The organism is Acidovorax sp. Root275, from assembly GCF_001428965.1.
Taxonomy (GTDB): Bacteria; Pseudomonadota; Gammaproteobacteria; order Burkholderiales; family Burkholderiaceae_C; genus Acidovorax; species Acidovorax radicis.
Genome location: NZ_LMJH01000008.1, coordinates 159,390 through 175,814 on the forward strand (window position 1 = coordinate 159,390; position 16,425 = coordinate 175,814).

The following is a 16,425-nucleotide window of genomic DNA, read 5'->3' on the forward strand; positions in this document are numbered from 1 at the left end:
TCAGTCGCAAACTAACTGTTCCAGTATCGAGAACAATCGTTCAGAGCCCTCCAGAACTCTTTGGCATTGGCGAGGTGTCTTTGTGTTCACCGGGTGGCAGCTTGCCGCTGCGTAGCAGCGCCTTGTCGGACCAGGGTGTGTACTTAACCCTGGGACAAAGGGGCGGTCCCCGGGGCAGTCTACAAATGGGCAAGCGCGGGAAGTGGCTGGGTGCTCCGTGGGGGCCTCCTTGGGTTCATCCTGCATGCGCTTTCTTAAAGAAAGCTGTATATTTATACAGCTTTATAGACACAGGAGAAGCACAGCCATGCAAGTCATCGAATCCACCTACGTTGTCACCCTGCGCGACTATCCCGAGGAGCTCCCGGCCAAGGAGCACATGGCAGCGGAAACACGGTACGCCAAGGCTCTGGAGAAGCAGCTGGGCGGCCCCGAGCAGGTCGCTGCGGCCCTGGACACCATGCAAAGCCTGGAGGAGTCCCCGCCGGAGGTGGTGTCCCCAGGAGATCTCACTTTGCTCAAGGCCTGGGGCAAGGCCAGTGTTGCCGCCAAGCAGGCGGGGTTCCGGGATCTGGGGGACGGGGATGGCGCGTACTTTGAAGTGCGGCTGGTATGAGGGTTGAGACCACCTACCGCTGGCGTGTGAAGTCGCCGAAGGGCAGGTGGTTCAACAACCGACATGTGGCATCTAAAGAATCCATGCGCAGGCAATCTCTACATGCCACAGCGGTGGCGGGTTCGCGCGGCAGAGGATTCAACCGGCCGTTGCAACACACTCACCACCGCGTAGGCGCCCAAAGCGCTGCGCACTGTGATCAGCCCGCTGAGGGCTTGGTATTGCGTGTTACAAAGCGGCCCGCCCGTGCACCAGTGGCCCGCTCCGTATGGGTGTAGCTCAAGGTACCGTTCACCCACACCTGTTCAATGCCTTCGCTGAACTGCTGGGGCTGCTCGAACGTGGCCAGGTCGCGCACCCGCTCGGGGTCCAACACCACCACATCGGCCATGTGCCCTGCCTGCAGCAGGCCGCGCCCGCCGAGGCGAAAGCGCTGGGCCGACAAGCCTGTCATCTTGTGCACGGCTTCTTCGAGCCGCAGCAGGCCCTTGTCGCGCCAGTAGCAGGCCAGCACGCGCGGAAACGCGCCCCACAACCGGGGGTGTGGCCGTTCGTCGTGTGGCAGCCCGTCCGATCCGATCATGGACAGCGGGTGGGCAATCACGCGCTCCACATCGTCCTCGCGCATCTGGAAGTAACAGGCTCCGCCGGGCTTGAGGCGCACGGCGGCCTCTTGCTGGGGCACACCCCACTCGCGCGCAATGTCCGCCAGGTAGCGCCCGGCCATCTCGGGGTGGGGCTGGCTGCCGGTGATGAGGATGTCGATGATGCCGTCCACCAGATCCTCGCGCAGCACGGTGGAGCCTGCGGTGTAGGGGTACACGTCCATCGCAATCTCCTGACCCTGTGCCAACTGGTCGATCAGTAGCAGCGTCTCGCGCGTGCGGCCCCAGTTGGCAGGCCCGGCGCATTTGTGGTGCGAGATGACCAGCGGCAGGCCTGACTGCCGCGCGGTGAGTGCGGCCTCTTGCAGCGCAGGCAGAATGCCCGCCAGCTCGTCGCGGATGTGCGTGGCATACACGCCGCCGTGGCGCGCGGCCACCGAGGCCACGGCCACCAGTTCCTCCACATCAGCCGCATAGGCCTCGCTGTAGAAGATGCCCGACGACAGGCCCAGCGCCCCGGCGGCCATGGCTTCTTCCATGTCGGCGGCCATGGCGGCGCGCTCGTCAGCGGTGGCCGTCTGGCGCAGGTCGGCCAGGTGGCGCATGCGCAGGGCCGTGTGGCCCATCAGTGCGGCCACGTTCACGGCGGGCTGGGCGGCGTCCACGGCGCGGGCGTAGTCGGCCATGCTGGCATGGCGAAACTGCAGGCGCCCCAGCAGCGAGAGCGGGGCGAGCGGGTTGTCGGTCACCACCGGAGCCAGCGAAATGCCGCAGTTGCCCACGATGACAGTGGTGATGCCCTGCGAGAGCTTGGGCAGCATGGTGGGCGCGTCCAGCACAGCAGCGTCGTCGTGCGTGTGCACGTCGATGAAGCCGGGGGCAATCACGCGGCCGGTGCAGTCCACTTCGGTGAAGTGTTCGCAGGCCCGGGCACGGGCCAGGGCGGCGGGGTCGATCTGGCCCGGCTCGGCTAGGGCGGTGATGCGGTCGCCTTCGATCAGCAGGTCGCCCACCCAGCCGGGGAGGGTGGTGCCATCCACGATGCGGCCATTGCTCAGCAGCGTTGCGTGCGCCATGTCATTCCTCTGCGGCCAGGCCGCGCGATGGGTCAGGGGCTTGGCTGGCGGCGCTGGAGTGGCTCTGGCCCGCGTGGCTGTCAAACGCGCCAACGTATTCGGCGCTGTCAAAACCGTGTTTGTGCAGCAGCTGCTTGAACTGCTGCAGCCCGCGGGTGGCCACGGGGCCCAGCTTTTGCGCCAGGCGCACGGTCAGGATCTCAATCACCACCAGGTGGGCCAGATAGGCCTCGGTGCCCACGCGCATCACCGCGTCCTGTGGCACCGACACGGCCAGCACCAGGTCGGCCACCTCCGCCAGCGGCGTGCCGGGCTGGGTCAGCGCCACCACGGTGGCGCCTTGGGATCTTGCAAACCGCGCCGCCTCCAGCGCATAGGGCATGCGGCCCACGTGCGAGATGACAAAGGCCACGCCATCGGGCCCCAGGGTGCTGGCCGACACGAGCTGCTGGTGCGCATCAAAAATCGCGTTGGCCGTGCAGCCCAGGCGGAACAGGCGGCTTTGCAGCTCGCTGGCCATGAAGGTGGAGGCGGCACCCACCGAGTAGCAGTCGATGCGCCGCGCCTGCGCCAGCCGCTCGGCCACGCGGTCGAGCACTTCGGCGTCGAGGTTGCGGCCCAGCTCGGTCAGCGACGACACGGCAGCGTGCACGATCTTGCTGGCCACGTCCTGCGCGCTGTCATCGGCCAGCACGCTGCGGTGCAGGTGCGAGCCCGACACAGCCAAATCCTGCGCCAGGGCGACCATGAATTCGCGCACCGAGTCGTGGCCAAAGCTGCGGCAGGTGCGCACGATGGTGGGCATGGACACGCCCGCCTGCTGGGCCAGTTGTTCCACGGTGGCAACCACGGCGGCACGCGGGTCGTCCAGCACCACGCGCACCACGCTGCGCTGCGCCTCGGGCAGGTCGGGCTGGCGCTCACGCAGTTGCTGCAGCAGGCTGGTAGGGGTGGGTTTGGACATGGTCAAAAACGGGTGCTGATGGCGCGGGTGATGGTGCCTTCGTCGTCCACGAGCGGCAGCCAGCGCCATTTGTCAAAAGTGGTGCAGGGGTGCGAGATGCCCAGGGCCACCCGGTCGCCCACGGCGGGGGCGGGGCCTGCCGCGGGGTCGTAGCGCAGGTAGGCGTGGTGGTCGTTGAGCGCGCTCACCGTCCACTCGGTGGGGGTGCTGGCAGCGCGGCGCTCGTGGCGCGGCGCCCAGCGCACGGGCACGGGCATCTCCAGATCGTACGAGACATCGCGCCGCCCGCCGGTTAGCAGGGCCAGCCCAGGCTCGGGCACCGATTGCACCATGGTCCACACTTCGAGCGCAGGGCGCAGCGAGGCGTCCAGCCCCTCGCGCTGCTCCACATGCTTCAGAAAGCGCTGGTAGTTGCCATGGTCGTGCGTGATGTAGCAGCCCGAGCGCAGCACGCCCAGCACGGGCTTGGACAGCCCTTGGGTGCGCAGCAGCGGGATGACCAGGTCGAACACCGCCGAGCCGCCCGCCGTCAGCAAAATCTCTGGGTCGGAAAACAGGCCCTGTGCATCGCAGGCGCGGGCCACCTCGGTCACACGGCGCACCAGGGCGGTGACCTCGCGTGCGTCGTGCTCGCTGTCGCAGCGGGCCACGCCGCCTTCGTAGCATTCGACGCCGCCCAGCTGCACGGCGGGCGATTGGGCCATGGCCTGGGCGAGCGCCAGGGCTTCTTCGAGCGTGCGGCAGCCGGTGCGCTGGCCGGGCACGCCCATCTCCAGCAGGGTATCCAGGCGCCTTTCACCGCGCGCGGTGTGGCCGCGCCGCTCGGCCCAGTCTTCAATGCAGCGCAGCTGCGCCAGGCTGTCGATGAGGAACCACACGCGCAGATCGGCGTGGCGCTGCAGCAGGGCGTGCAGCCCGTCCAGGTCGGCGTCGCACAACACCTGGTTGGCAATGATGGCGCAGCGCGCACCGGCTTCCACCCCCACGCTGAGCTGGTACACGGTGGCAAAGGTCAGCCCCCAGGCTCCCGCCTGCAACTGCTGCGCAAACAGCTCGGGCGACAGCGTGGTCTTGCCGTGCGGGGCCAGGGCCACGCCCTTGCGCTCGGTGTAGGCCTGCATCCAGGCCAGGTTGTGGGCCAGGGCGCTTTCGCGGATGACGGCGATGGGCAAGGGCAGATCGCCCGCCAGCACATTCCAGCCGCGCTGGCCCAGGTCGGCGGGGCGGCTGGGCGCGGCGTGCAGCGGGTAGCCCTTGCAGCGCTGGTCAAGCAGGAATTCTTCGGTCATGGTGCGGGGTGTGTCGGTGCGGTTTTCCAGCAGGCGTGCAGGTGGCCGGGGGCCACCTCGCGCAGCTGCATGTCGGCGCTGGCGCAGCGCGCCTCGGCCTGGGGGCATCGGGGGCGGAACACGCAGCCCGAGGGCGGATTGGCCGGGCTGGGCAGGTCGCCCTGCAGCAGCGCAATGCTGCGGCGCTGGGCGGGGTCGGGGATGGGCGCTGCGGCCAGCAGGGCCTGGGTGTAGGGGTGCTGGGGCTGGGCGTACAGCGCCTCGGTGGGGGCGATCTCCATCACCCTGCCCAGGTACAGCACCACCACCCGGTCGCACAGGTACTCCACCACATCCAGGTCGTGCGAGATGAACAGCAGCGTGAGGCCCAGCTGCTCCTTCAGCTCACCGAGCAGGTTCACCACCTGTGCCTGGATGGACACATCCAGCGCCGACAGCGGCTCGTCGGCCACGATGAACTGGGGCTCCACCGCCAGCGCGCGGGCAATACCAATGCGCTGGCGCTGCCCGCCCGAAAACTCGTGCGGAAAACGCTCGGCATGCTCGGGCCTGAGGCCCACCTGCTCCAGCAGCTGGTGGATGCGCGGCAGGCGCGCGGCGCCCTTGGCCAGGCCGTGCGTATCCAGCGCCTCGGCCAGCACGTCGCGGATGCGCATGCGCGGGTTCAGGCTGGCGTAGGGGTCCTGAAAAATGATCTGGATCTGCGAGCGCAGCGGCCTGTATTGCGACTGCGAGAGCTGGGCCAGGTCTTGCGGCGCCGCGCCGCCGTGGTAGCGCATCTGCCCGCTGGTCGGGTCCACCAGGCGCGTGAGCAGGCGGCCAATGGTGCTCTTGCCCGAGCCCGATTCGCCCACCAGGCCCAGGGTCTCGCCCCGGCGGATGGTGAAGCTCACATCGTCCACCGCGCGCACGGGGTGCGGGCCGCTGCCGAAGTGTTTGCGCAGGTGGGCAATCTCCAGCAGCGGTGCGGTGGTGTCGGTCGGTGCCATGGGCTGTGGGGTGTTCAGGACGGCGTTCATGCGCTCACCTCGGCGGGTTCGGTGTGCACCTCGCGGTGCAGGCAGCGCACCATGCGGCGTGGGCCGGTGGTTTCCAGCGCGGGCATGGCGTGGGTGCAGTCGGCCTGCTGGCGTGTGCAGCGCGGCGCAAAGGCACAGCCGGGTGGGGGCGCGAGGGGGCTCGATACCTGGCCCGGAATGGCCACCAGCTTGCGCCGCCCGGCGGCCACGGCAGGGCCCGTTGCCTGCGCTGCCTGCGCTTGCCGCCGCGCCACACCGGGCAGGCAGGCCAGCAGGCCGCGCGTGTAAGGGTGCTCGGGCCGTGCAAACAGGTCGTGCACGCGGGCCGATTCGACAATGCGCCCGGCGTACATCACGGCCACGGCGTCGGCGTATTGCGCCACCACGCCCAGGTTGTGCGTGACGAACAGCATGCTCATGCCGGTCTCTTTCTGCAGCCGTCCCATCAGCGCCAATATCTGCGCCTGGATGGTCACGTCCAGCGCCGTGGTGGGCTCGTCGGCAATCAGCAGTGTGGGGTTGCAGGCCATGGCCAGCGCAATCATCACGCGCTGGCGCATGCCGCCCGAGAGCTGGTGCGGGTACTCGTGCACGCGCTGCGCTGCGGCGGGGATCTCCACCAGCTCCAGCATGCGGCGGGCGTGCGCCAGTGCGGTGCTGCGGTCCATCTTCAGGTGCAGGCGGGCCGACTCGGCAATCTGCTCGCCCACTGTCAGCACCGGGTTCAGGCTGGTCATGGGCTCCTGGAAGATCATCGCCAGTTCGTTGCCGCGCAGCGTGCGCTTCTCGGCCTCGGGCATCGCCAGCAAATCGACCTTGTGGCCGTCGCGCTGCACAAACCAGGCCTGGCCTGTGACCTGCGCCTGCGAGGTGCGGGCGTGCAGGCCCATGAGGGTGAGGCTGGTGACGGATTTGCCTGAGCCTGATTCACCCACCAGCGCCAGCGTCTCGCCGGGGTGGATGGCAAAGGACACATCGGCCACGCTCTGGATACGGCCCGCATCGGTGGCAAAAGAGGTGGACAGGCCGCTGACTTCGAGCCGGGGCGCGGCGCTCATCGTGGGGGAGGTCATACGGTCTTCTTCAGTTTGGGGTCGAGCAGGTCGCGCACGCCGTCGCCCAGCATCTGCAGCGACAGGGCCGTGAGCACGATGGCCACGCCGGGGGCAAAAATGGTCCAGAAGGCCTTGTCGGCATAGTCCAGGCTGCCCGCGATCATGGTGCCCCAGGTGGGGATGTCGGGCGGCACGCCCACGCCCAGGAAGGACAGGCCCGCCTCGGCCAGGATGGCGTAGGCAAAGATGAAGGTCACCTGCACCAGGATGGGCGACATCAGGTTGGGCAGGATATGGCGCCACAGGATGAGGTGCGTGCGCACGCCCAGGGCGCGGGCCGCGTCCACAAACAGCAGCTCGCGCAGCACCAGCGTGGTGGCGCGCACCACCCGGGCCACGCGCGGGGTGTAGACGATGACCAGCGCCAGCATCACGTTCCACAGCGACACGCCCAGGATGGACACCAGCGCAATGCCCAGCAGGATGTCGGGGAAGGACATCATCGCGTCCACCACGCGCATCAGCGGTGCATCCAGCTTGCGAAAGAACCCCGCAAACATGCCCAGCAACGTGCCCAGCAGCACGGCGCCCGCAGCGGTGACCAGCCCGATCAGCAGTGAATAGCGCGCGCCGTGCACGATGCGCAGCAGCACGTCGCGGCCCAGCTCGTCGGTGCCCGCCCAGTGCGTGCCCGAGGGGGCGCGCAGGCGCTCGCTGATCGACAGGGCGTTGGGGTCCGCATCGGACACCCAGGGGAAGACGACCGCAATGCTCGCCACCAGTGTTATCACGATGGCGGCGGCCAGCACCACCTTGCGGGCGAACAGGCGGCGCAGCACGGCCCGCAGGCGGTGCCGGAAGGAAGGGCTCGGGTTCATGGTGCTTCCAGGCGGATACGGGGGTCCACCAGCGTGTACAGAAAGTCGATGGCCAGGTTGATGAAGACGTAGATGGCAGCAATCACCAGCAGCGTGCCCTGGATCACGGGGTAGTCGCGCCGCAGCACGGCCCGCACCACCAGGTTGCCCACGCCGGGCAGGTTGAAGACGGTCTCGGTCACCACGGTGCCGCCAATCATCAGCGCCATGGTCAGCCCCAGCACAGTGACGATGGGCACCAGCGCATTGCGCAGCACATGCTTGACCATGATGGTGCCCTCGGGCAGGCCCTTGGCGCGGGCGGTGCGCACGTAGTCCTCGCCCAGGATGTCGAGCATGGAGGCGCGTGTGAAGCGGATGATGAGCGCCGAATTGAGCAGCCCCAGCACCAGCGCGGGCAGCATCAGGTGTGACAGCCGCTCGCCCAGCGTGGCCGTGGGGTCGCCATAGCCCGAGGCCGGAAACCACCCCAGCTTGACCGCAAACAGCTGGATGAGGATGAGGCCCAGCCAGAAGCTGGGCACGCTGGCGCCCAGCATGGCCACGCCGCTCACGGCCTGGTCGGTGGCGCTGCCGCGCCAGACAGCGGCGGCCATGCCGCAGGGCACGGCCACCAGCGCCGCAATGCCCACGGCAAACAGCGCGAGGAACAGCGTGGGCTCCGCCCGCTCCAGCAGGGCCTGGGCCACGGGGCGCTGCAGGAACAGTGACTGCCCCAGGTTGCCCTGCAGCAGCTCGCCCACCCACAGCCCAAACTGCACGGGCAGGGGTTTGTCCAGCCCGTACTGCGCGCGGGCCTGGGCAATGTCGGCGGCGGTGGCCTGGTCGCCCAGCAGCAGCGCCACCGGGTCGCCCGAGGCCAGCCGCGTGAGGCAGAACACCAGCACTGCCACCAGGGCCAGCACCACCACGGCGCCGCCCAGGCGCTTCAACAGAAATCGCATCATGGTGCTGTCTGCCCCTGCTTACTTGGCCAACCCGGTGTTCCAGAAGAATGGCCAGATGGCCGGTGTGTAGCCTTGCAGCTTGGCCGAGCGGGCCGACAAGCCGTTGAACTTGCCCACTTCGATGAACGGCACTTCGTCGTACACCACCTGCTGCACCTTGCCCCACAGCGGGCCGCGCTTGGCCGGGTCGGTCTCCTGGTTGAAGGCGGCCAGACTGGATTTCTTGGCGTCAGACTCCCACCAGCCGGGCGCACCGTCACCCAGCTGCGGGGGCGAGAGCATGGGCTCGGGGAACAGGCCCGAGTGCGTGAAGTACACGTCCCACAGCTTGGGGTCGTTGCGGCGCTGCACCAGTGTGGCCCAGTCCACCACCTGCAGCTCGGTCTTGAAGCCCGCCTTCTTGAGCTGCTCGGACATCACCAGCGCCATGTTGTAGTGGAACTCGTACTGGCGGCTGGCCATGATGCGCACGGGCTGGCCGCCGTAGCTGGCCTTGGCCGCCTGCTCTTTGGCGGCTTGCGGGTTGCGCTCGTTGTAGAGCTTGCTGCCCGCGTCCGAGTAGTAGGGCGTGCCCTTGGGGAAGAAGTTGGGTTCCACCACAAAGAAGCGGTTGTCGCCAAAGCCTGCGACCAGCAGCTCGCCTGTGCCCACGGCGGTTTGCACCGCGCGGCGCAGCGGCTGCGAGGCCAGCACGCCTTCCTTGGTGTTGAACACGATGTACGGAAAGCCAAAGTTCTTGGTCACGATGGGCACCACGGCCGGGGCACCTTTTTCGATGCGGCCAATGGCCTCCACGGGCAGCAGGTCGGCGTACTGGAACTGGCCCGAGAGCGCGCCTTCGACGCGTGTGTTGGCGCTGGGCACGGGCACAAAGCGCAGCTCATCAAGCAGTGCCTCGCGCTTGCCGGCGTAGCCGCTGGCGGCTTCCTTGCGGCTGGCGTAGCCGTCAAAACGCACCAGCACGGTGAACTGGTCGGGGCGGCGTTCCTTGAACTGGTAGGGGCCGGTGCCGACGAAGTCCTTGAGCTGGGGCGCAATGCTTTCCTTGGCCATGATGGCGGCCATGCCGCTGGGCAGGGCCAGCTGGGCCAGCAGCGGTGCGTAAGGATTTTTCAGCTTCAGTTCCACCGCCAGGGGGCCTTTGGCGGTGAGCGAGGCCACTTCCTTGCCCACGGCCTTGCCGCGGGGGTTGAGCTCCATCCAACGCTGCAGCGAGGCCACCACATCATCGGCCGTCATCTCGCGCCCGTTGTGGAACTTCACGCCCTTGCGCAGGGGGATGGTGTAGGTCAGCCCGTCTTTGGAGACGGTGGGCAGGCCGTCGGCCAGCATGGGGGCGATGGCCCAGTTGGCATCGAAGGTGTACAGCGGCTCGTACACGTGCTGCATGATGGTGCCCACCAGGTCGGCGGTGCTCACCATGGGGTCCAGGCCCTGGGGCTCGCCCACCATGGCGAGGTTGGCGGCGCCGCCCTTGGACGGGGTGGCAGTGACCGTTTGGGCCCAGCTGGCGCTGCAGGCCAGGGTGAGGGCGGCGGTCAGCGCCGCTGCACCCAGCAGATTGCGGCGGCCCCGCAGTTCAAGCGTTGGCAGCGGATGCTGCACCAGGTTGGTTCCAGACGTTTGCATTGCACACCTCGAAGTAATAGGATTACACGAATAAGCACATTCGATGCCAGAATTGCGAACGAGATGGGCATTTCTGGAAGGAAGTGTGTAATATCTTTACTCAAAGGAGCGTTTTCCATGCCAGTAGAAACCCTCGGCCAAGCGCCGCTCGCGTCCGATCGCCTCGCACGCCCCCTCTCGCCCGCCACCCGCGCAGGCGACTTCGTTTTTGTCTCGGGCCAGGTGCCCACCGACGACCAGGGCCAGGTCGTTGTCGGCGGTATCGAGGCGCAGACGCGCCAGGTGTTCCAGCGCGTCAAGGACGCCCTGGCCCTGGCCGACTGCACGCTGGCCGATGTGGCCAAGGTCAGCGTCTGGCTGGCCGATGCGCGGGACTTCGGCAGCTTCAACCGCGTGTACATGGAGTGTTTTGGCGACCACCGCCCCGCACGCTCCACGGTCGAATCGCGCCTGATGATCGACGCCAAGGTCGAGATCGACGTGACGGCCTACAAGCCGCGCGGCTGAGCCATGACCGCAGCCAAGCAACCCGTGTGGGACGTGGTGGCGCTGGGCGAGGCGCTGGTGGAGTTCAACCAGACCCGCCCTGGCGAGCCGCAGTACCTGCAGGGCTTTGGGGGCGACACCAGCAACGCGGTGATTGCCGCCGCCCGCGCGGGCGCACGCACCGCTTACCTGACACGCCTGGGCAGCGATGCCTTTGGCCAGGCGCTGCTGGACCTGTGGGCGCGTGAGGGTGTGGGCACCTCGGCGGTGGAGCGCGATGCACAGCACCCCACGGGCATCTACTTTGTGACGCACGGCGCGGCGGGGCACGAGTTCAGCTACCTGCGCGCTGGCTCGGCCGCCAGCCGCATGGCACCCGCGTGGCTGCTGGGCGCGCCTGTCTCCGTGCTGCAGCAGTGCCGCATCCTGCATGTGTCGGGCATCTCGCTGGCGGTGTCGGCCTCGGCCTGCGACACGGCTTACGAGGCCATGCGTGTGGCCCGTGCGGCCGGTGCGCGCGTGGCGTTCGACCCCAACCTGCGCCTCAAGCTCTGGCCTCTGGCGCGGGCGCGGGCCTGCATTGCGCATGCGGTGTCGCTGTGCGACATCTTCCTGCCGGGGCTCGATGACATGGCCGCGCTGCTGGGCCTGCACGATGCCGATGCGATTGCCGATTGGGGCCACGCGCAGGGCGCGGCCACGGTGGTCGTCAAGCTGGGGGCCGAAGGGGTGCTGCTGAGCAGCGCCGACCCTGCCGTGCCGCGCCAGCGTGTGCCGGGCCGCAGCGTGGCGCTGGTGGATGCCACCGGCGCGGGCGACTGCTTTGACGGCAACCTGCTCGCGCGCCTGGCGCTGGGCGACGACTTGGCCGCTGCCGTGCGCTATGCCAACACGGCGGCGTCGCTGGCCGTGCAGGGCTTTGGCGCGGTGGCACCGTTGCCCACGGCGCAGCAAGTGGGGGCGTTGCTTTAGCCATGCCATGAGCCCAGCCCGTGGCAGTGGATTGCCATGGGCTGCGGCGATTGCCTCCGAGAGTTTTGATGCACCGGCGGAGGTGTGCTTTGGGGGCATCGATCATCACGTGAGGTAAGCGCGCAATGCGATGCTTCCGAAGGCATGTGCAGCGAAGAAGCCGGACTTGGTAGCCATGCGCGGCGAGCTGACGGATGAGTCAGTCGATGCCTTGTGTGATCTGGTCTGCGGCAATATCGCGCGCCAGCTGCTGCGCTACCCTGGGGTCGGCACCGTGTCTCAGATGGTGTGCGGAGTGTTTTAAAACCCACGCGGCCAGTAGCCAGGTGCGGCAACCCGGCTAGAAAACCCCCAGCTCCATTCCCTGTGCCATCGCTTCGCCCAGGGACCGGCAGCGTTGCAGCTCTTCGCTGCGGATACTTTTGGTGGCCAGGATGGCTTCTGGCGTCTGGGCATGGGTACAGACAATGAGGGGCTCTGCGACGGGCCGCAGGCGCCAGCCGGTGGCAATGCGTTCAATCTGCCTGGCCGCGTTGTGCCCGTCGCTGCCGGCGCAGATCAGGCATGCATAAGGGCGGCCATTGACGTGGTCGAGCACCGCATAGTAGCTGCGGTCAAAAAAATCCTTGAGCTGCCCGCTGATGGCCGCGAGGTTCTCTGGCGTGGCAAAAATGAACCCCTCCGCAGCCAGCACATCTGTGGCGCCTGCTTGCGCGGCATGCAGCAACCGCACCTCCACACCGGTATCCGCAGACGCACCGGCACGCGCGGCCTCCGCCATCTGGCGCGTGCCATCGGTCATCGAGTGGTAGACGATCAACAAGGTCTTGCGGCGGCTCATGGGTAAAGCATAGCCCCGTGGCTCTGCGGCGCCAGAAAATGTGTGTCCAGCCATGCAGGGGCGCCCCCATTGACCTGCATTCGAGAAGCGCGTTCAATCCGCCAAGATGCCCCGGTTGGTTGCAAATTGTCGCAATCGGTACGCAGGCCAGTGAGCACGGTACCGAGCCGCCCGGAACGCAGATTCCATCCTTTCTGAGGTGACACCATGAGCATTGCCAGACGTCTTCATGCCATTTCCTTCCTGCTGATTGCAGGGCTTGCCGGGATCGCCATGCTGGCCTGGGTCTATCTGGGTGAGGTTAATCACCAGACCGAACTGGTGGCCCGGGAAGAGGTGCCGCGCCAGCTTCAGGCAAGCGCCATGGAGCTGAACGTCACGCGGGCTTCCTTGCAGGTGCGCCATGCGATGCTGGTGCGCACACCCGAAGACCTGACCGCCACGCTGGCGGATATCGGCGAAAAAAAGCGCCTGATTGACAAAGACCTTGCGGGCTTCCTTCAGACATCGGACACCGCTGCGGAAAAGGCCCTGAGCGCAGAATTGTCCAAAGGGCTGGACGCCTTCTGGCGGGTTGCAGAACAGAACCTGCAATTGATCAAGGAAGGAAAGAAGGAGCCCGCATTTGACTTTCTCGTTGCGTCCACGATACCCACCCGCAATGCCGTCCTGGCGGTTCTTTCCAAGGAAAAAGAGCACCAGTCCAAGCTGCTCGGGGCCAGCCTTGCCGAGATTGAGCGGGACGTCAGGCTGACCTTGCGTGCGCTGGTCAGTGCCGTCGTGGCGGTGGGGATTGGGCTGCTGCTGTTTTCGTGGCACATCGGTGCCACCCTTCAGCGCCGGGTGGCCGCGTCGCAGGCCGTGGCCGACCGTGTCAGGGATGGCGACCTGACCACGCCGGTGGTGGATGCATCCAGGGACGAATTCAGTCCGCTTCTGGCCGCATTGGCCGTGATGCAGGACTCGTTGACCCGGATCGTCAGCCAGGTGCGCAATGGGTCTGAAACGGTGGCGGCGGCCAGCGCACAGATATCCATCGGCAACAGCGACCTGTCCACCCGGACGGAGAACCAGGCCAGTGCGCTGGAGGAGACGGCTGCCGCCATGGAGGAGCTCAACTCCACGGTGCAAACCAATGCGCAGAATGCCCGTCAAGCCAATGTGCTGGCGCAAAACGCTTCCACGGTCGCCAAGCAGGGGGGCGACGTGGTGTCGAAAGTGGTGGACACCATGAGTGGCATCAACGAGAGCTCCAAGAAGATCTCCGAAATCATCGGTGTCATTGACGGCATTGCTTTCCAGACCAATATCCTGGCGCTGAATGCGGCCGTGGAGGCCGCCAGAGCGGGTGAGCAGGGGCGGGGTTTTGCCGTGGTGGCCTCGGAAGTTCGCAGCCTGGCAGCACGCTCTGCGGCAGCGGCCAAGGAGATCAAAACGCTCATTGCCACGAGTGTCGAGCGCGTCGAGGCTGGCACCATGCTGGTCGGCACCGCCGGCCAGACCATGAAGGAGGTGGTTTCGTCCATTGAGCGGGTGACGGAGACGGTGGCGCAAATCAGTGCTGCCGGAACCGAGCAAAGCGAAGGGGTGAACCAGGTCAATGTGGCGGTGAACCAGATGGACCAGGCCACCCAGCAAAACGCAGCGCTGGTGGAGGAGATGGCCGCAGCGGCCTCCAGTTTGAGCATCCAGTCCAAGAGGCTGGTGGACACCGTCGCTACGTTCAAGCTCTCCAGTTCCGCTCCGCAGCTGGAGTCTGGTCAGCATGCCGGTCAGCGGTTGATGCTGGCCTGAAAGTCAGCGCCCCGGCGGCCGGCCCTAGTGGGGGTGCCGCGAATCAGGGTGGGCAAGGCGATCCTTGCGCAGGGCCAGCTTGCGGTACAGCGTCTGGCGGCTGATGCCCAGGGTGCGTGCGGCATGGCTCACATTGCCCCGGCAGCTCTCCAGCGCCTGCTGGATGGCCGATTGGGACAGTTCATCCAGGTTTTGCGGCGGACGCGCCATGGCTGCCGGGGTGGCGAAACGGTCAGCCTTCTGCAGCTCTTCCAGAAAGTCATCCGGCAAGTGGTGCCATTCCACCACCTCCTCGTGCGCGTCCAGCATGGCGCAGGCTGTGCGCAGTACGCTGGTGCACTGCCGCAGATTGCCCGGCCAACGGTGTTTTTCCAACGCGGCCATCAACGAAGAGGCCAGGCGAAGGTGGCGGGCGGGTTCAATGTCCTGGAGCATGCGCAGGCTCAGCGCTTCAAAGTCGGTGCGCTCGCGCAAGGGGGGCAGTTCGACCGCCAGCCCGTTGATCCGGTAATAGAGGTCGGTGCGAAACCGCCCCTGTTCCGCCTCTTCGCGCAGCTTGCGGTTGGAGGCGCAGATGAGGGCGAAATCCACGGCAACCGGCTGCCCGCTGCCCAATGGAACCACCTGCCGCTCCTGCAGCACGCGCAGCAGCCGCGTCTGGAGGGCCAGTGGCATGTCGCCAATCTCATCCAGAAACAGTGTGCCGCCATGGGCTTCCCGCAGCAGGCCCAAACGCCCCTCCCGCCGGCCACCCGTGAACGCCCCGGGGCTGTAGCCAAACAGCTCGGACTCGATCAGCGACTCGGGCATTGCCGCGCAGTTGATGGCGATGAAGGGGCCGTCACGGCGCGGGCCACTTTGGTGTGCGCTGCGCGCAAACCATTCCTTGCCCACGCCCGATTCGCCCTGAATGAGCAGTGCGATGGGCTTGCCAAGAATGCGCCGTGTTTTGGCGGCCGCTGCGCGCCAGCGGGCATCACCGGTGTCCAGCTGGGCCAGTGCATCCTCGGGGGGGCGGGTGGGCATGGACGGGGCCAGGGTCCGCACCGTGCGCTTGTCAGGCACAAGCTGCCCAAAAAGCGAGGCGCCATCGTGCCTTCGCAATGAAAGGGGGGCGTCGGGGCGGCGGTGGTGGCGCGCCAGAAGCTCTTCAAGGCCCACATTCAGGATTTGGTCCAACGAGATGCTGCCCAGTTGCGCCACCGAAAGGCGCAGCAGCGCCAGCGCACTGCGGTTGCCGCCCACCACCCAGCCGTCTTCCGAGACCAGCGCGATGCCTTCGGCCACGGTACCAATGCCCTCGGGGTGGGTGTGCAGGTGCAGGCGGACATGGCGTTGGCTGCCCGACACCAGCAGCCGGTTTTCGATCATGTGCGCAGCGGTGCTGACCAGCCCCAGCGTGTGCGGGTTGCCCCGGCTGTGTTCGCTGGAGATGTCCAGAATGCCCAGTATCTGCCCCGTGGCAGACAGGATGGGTGCGGCGGCGCAGGTCAGGAATCCGTTGCGCTCCAGAAAATGCTCCGCGCCATGCACTTCCACGGGCGCCATTTCGGCCAGCGCCGTGCCGATGGCGTTGGTGCCGCGCTGCTTTTCGTGCCAAGAAGCGCCACTGGTCAGGGCCACCCGTTCGGCCTTGCCGAGAAAGTAGGCGTCGCCACAGGTGTCCACCAGCGTTCCGCAGGGGCTCGCCAGCACCACCACGCTTTGGCTGTCGCGCACCTGCTCAAACAGGTACTCCATCACGGGGCGCGAATGCGCCAGCAACTCCTGGTGGTGGCCGCGCAACTGCCGCAAGGCCTGGTGTTCCAGGTTGTCGGGGTTGCCCAGCCGCCCGGTGGGTAGCAGGCCGCTGTCCAGGCTGCGCTGCCACGACCGCGCCAGGCGCTCGTCCACGAGGCCACTGGGGCATTGGCCCGATTCCAGCAGGTGCTGGCGGGCTTGCCGCAGTGCCACAGATGTGGAAGTGGATCGCATGGTGTTTGTCTCCTGCCCGGGCGTCATGAACGCGCCCTGTTTGAAAGCCAGTATGGCGGTGGCCAGAGGCCAGGGCAATAGCGATGGCCGCGGGGCTGCTTCAACTGTTCCATTTCGTGACAGGTGTCGCGTTCTGGAGCGGACACCTTAACGGCCGATGGGTTGTGCTTTCTTGCGAACACGCAAACAAAGCCATAAAAATCAACCACTTGGAAGATTGGCTGGGTTGGCACGGGTTTTGAGTCATGTCCTCTATCTGGCGGCGCGGTGTGCCGAGCAG

Annotated in this window: 14 protein-coding genes; 4 read left to right on the forward strand and 10 right to left on the reverse strand. The window is 66.9% G+C overall.

All coding sequences use genetic code 11. The features are described 5' to 3' along the window. Window positions 1-307: 307 nt before the first annotated feature. Window positions 308-616, forward strand: coding sequence for a hypothetical protein (locus ASE52_RS10895; protein WP_057226079.1), 309 nt, complete (start codon window positions 308-310; stop codon window positions 614-616). Window positions 617-815: 199 nt separating this feature from the next. On the opposite strand, the gene ASE52_RS10900 is transcribed toward ASE52_RS10895, so the two are convergent. From ASE52_RS10900 to ASE52_RS10935, 8 genes are read right to left on the reverse strand one after another with little or no spacing between them, the layout of a single operon-like run. After that, window positions 816-2,297, reverse strand: a complete 1,482-nt coding sequence (locus ASE52_RS10900) for a D-aminoacylase (RefSeq protein ID WP_057226081.1) — start codon at window positions 2,295-2,297, stop codon at window positions 816-818. Window position 2,298: 1 nt separating this feature from the next. Continuing rightward, window positions 2,299-3,261: a MurR/RpiR family transcriptional regulator gene (locus ASE52_RS10905; RefSeq protein ID WP_057226084.1), complete on the reverse strand. Its 963-nt coding sequence runs from the start codon at window positions 3,259-3,261 to the stop codon at window positions 2,299-2,301. Between the two features lie 2 nt (window positions 3,262-3,263). Beyond that, window positions 3,264-4,550 (reverse strand): amino acid deaminase, encoded by a 1,287-nt coding sequence (locus ASE52_RS10910; RefSeq protein ID WP_057226086.1) that lies wholly within the window; start codon window positions 4,548-4,550, stop codon window positions 3,264-3,266. Next, window positions 4,547-5,569, reverse strand: coding sequence for an oligopeptide/dipeptide ABC transporter ATP-binding protein (locus tag ASE52_RS10915; protein WP_082606837.1), 1,023 nt, complete (start codon window positions 5,567-5,569; stop codon window positions 4,547-4,549). The genes ASE52_RS10910 and ASE52_RS10915 overlap by 4 nt, the downstream gene beginning before the upstream one ends. Further along, window positions 5,566-6,642 carry an ABC transporter ATP-binding protein gene (locus ASE52_RS10920; RefSeq protein WP_057226090.1) on the reverse strand — a complete coding sequence of 359 codons (1,077 nt, stop codon included), beginning with the start codon at window positions 6,640-6,642 and terminating at the stop codon, window positions 5,566-5,568. The genes ASE52_RS10915 and ASE52_RS10920 overlap by 4 nt, the downstream gene beginning before the upstream one ends. Then, window positions 6,639-7,502, reverse strand: a complete 864-nt coding sequence (locus ASE52_RS10925) for an ABC transporter permease (RefSeq protein ID WP_057226092.1) — start codon at window positions 7,500-7,502, stop codon at window positions 6,639-6,641. Before ASE52_RS10925 ends, ASE52_RS10920 begins: the two co-directional genes overlap by 4 nt. Next, window positions 7,499-8,449, reverse strand: a complete 951-nt coding sequence (locus ASE52_RS10930) for an ABC transporter permease (protein ID WP_057226094.1) — start codon at window positions 8,447-8,449, stop codon at window positions 7,499-7,501. Before ASE52_RS10930 ends, ASE52_RS10925 begins: the two co-directional genes overlap by 4 nt. 18 nt (window positions 8,450-8,467) lie before the next feature. Further along, a complete protein-coding gene (locus ASE52_RS10935) occupies window positions 8,468-10,078 on the reverse strand; it encodes an ABC transporter substrate-binding protein (RefSeq protein ID WP_057226096.1) in 1,611 nt (536 codons plus the stop codon). A gap of 117 nt (window positions 10,079-10,195) precedes the next feature. On the opposite strand from ASE52_RS10935, the gene ASE52_RS10940 reads away from it, so the two are divergent. Both ASE52_RS10940 and ASE52_RS10945 read left to right on the forward strand, forming a co-directional pair. Continuing rightward, complete coding sequence (locus ASE52_RS10940; protein WP_010466576.1) at window positions 10,196-10,585, forward strand: RidA family protein; 390 nt, start codon at window positions 10,196-10,198, stop codon at window positions 10,583-10,585. A gap of 3 nt (window positions 10,586-10,588) precedes the next feature. After that, complete coding sequence (locus tag ASE52_RS10945) at window positions 10,589-11,536, forward strand: sugar kinase (RefSeq protein WP_057226098.1); 948 nt, start codon at window positions 10,589-10,591, stop codon at window positions 11,534-11,536. A 340-nt stretch (window positions 11,537-11,876) separates the two neighbouring features. Here the strand turns inward: ASE52_RS10945 and ASE52_RS10950 are convergent, their stop codons facing one another. Beyond that, window positions 11,877-12,377, reverse strand: coding sequence for an NAD(P)H-dependent oxidoreductase (locus ASE52_RS10950; RefSeq protein ID WP_057226100.1), 501 nt, complete (start codon window positions 12,375-12,377; stop codon window positions 11,877-11,879). A 207-nt stretch (window positions 12,378-12,584) separates the two neighbouring features. On the opposite strand from ASE52_RS10950, the gene ASE52_RS10955 reads away from it, so the two are divergent. Further along, window positions 12,585-14,171, forward strand: coding sequence for a methyl-accepting chemotaxis protein (locus ASE52_RS10955; RefSeq protein WP_057226102.1), 1,587 nt, complete (start codon window positions 12,585-12,587; stop codon window positions 14,169-14,171). A 24-nt stretch (window positions 14,172-14,195) separates the two neighbouring features. On the opposite strand, the gene ASE52_RS10960 is transcribed toward ASE52_RS10955, so the two are convergent. Further along, the gene (locus ASE52_RS10960) at window positions 14,196-16,145 is read right to left on the reverse strand and encodes a sigma-54-dependent Fis family transcriptional regulator (RefSeq protein ID WP_057227168.1); all 1,950 of its coding nucleotides are present in this window, start codon (window positions 16,143-16,145) and stop codon (window positions 14,196-14,198) included. Between the last annotated feature and the right edge of the window lie 280 nt (window positions 16,146-16,425).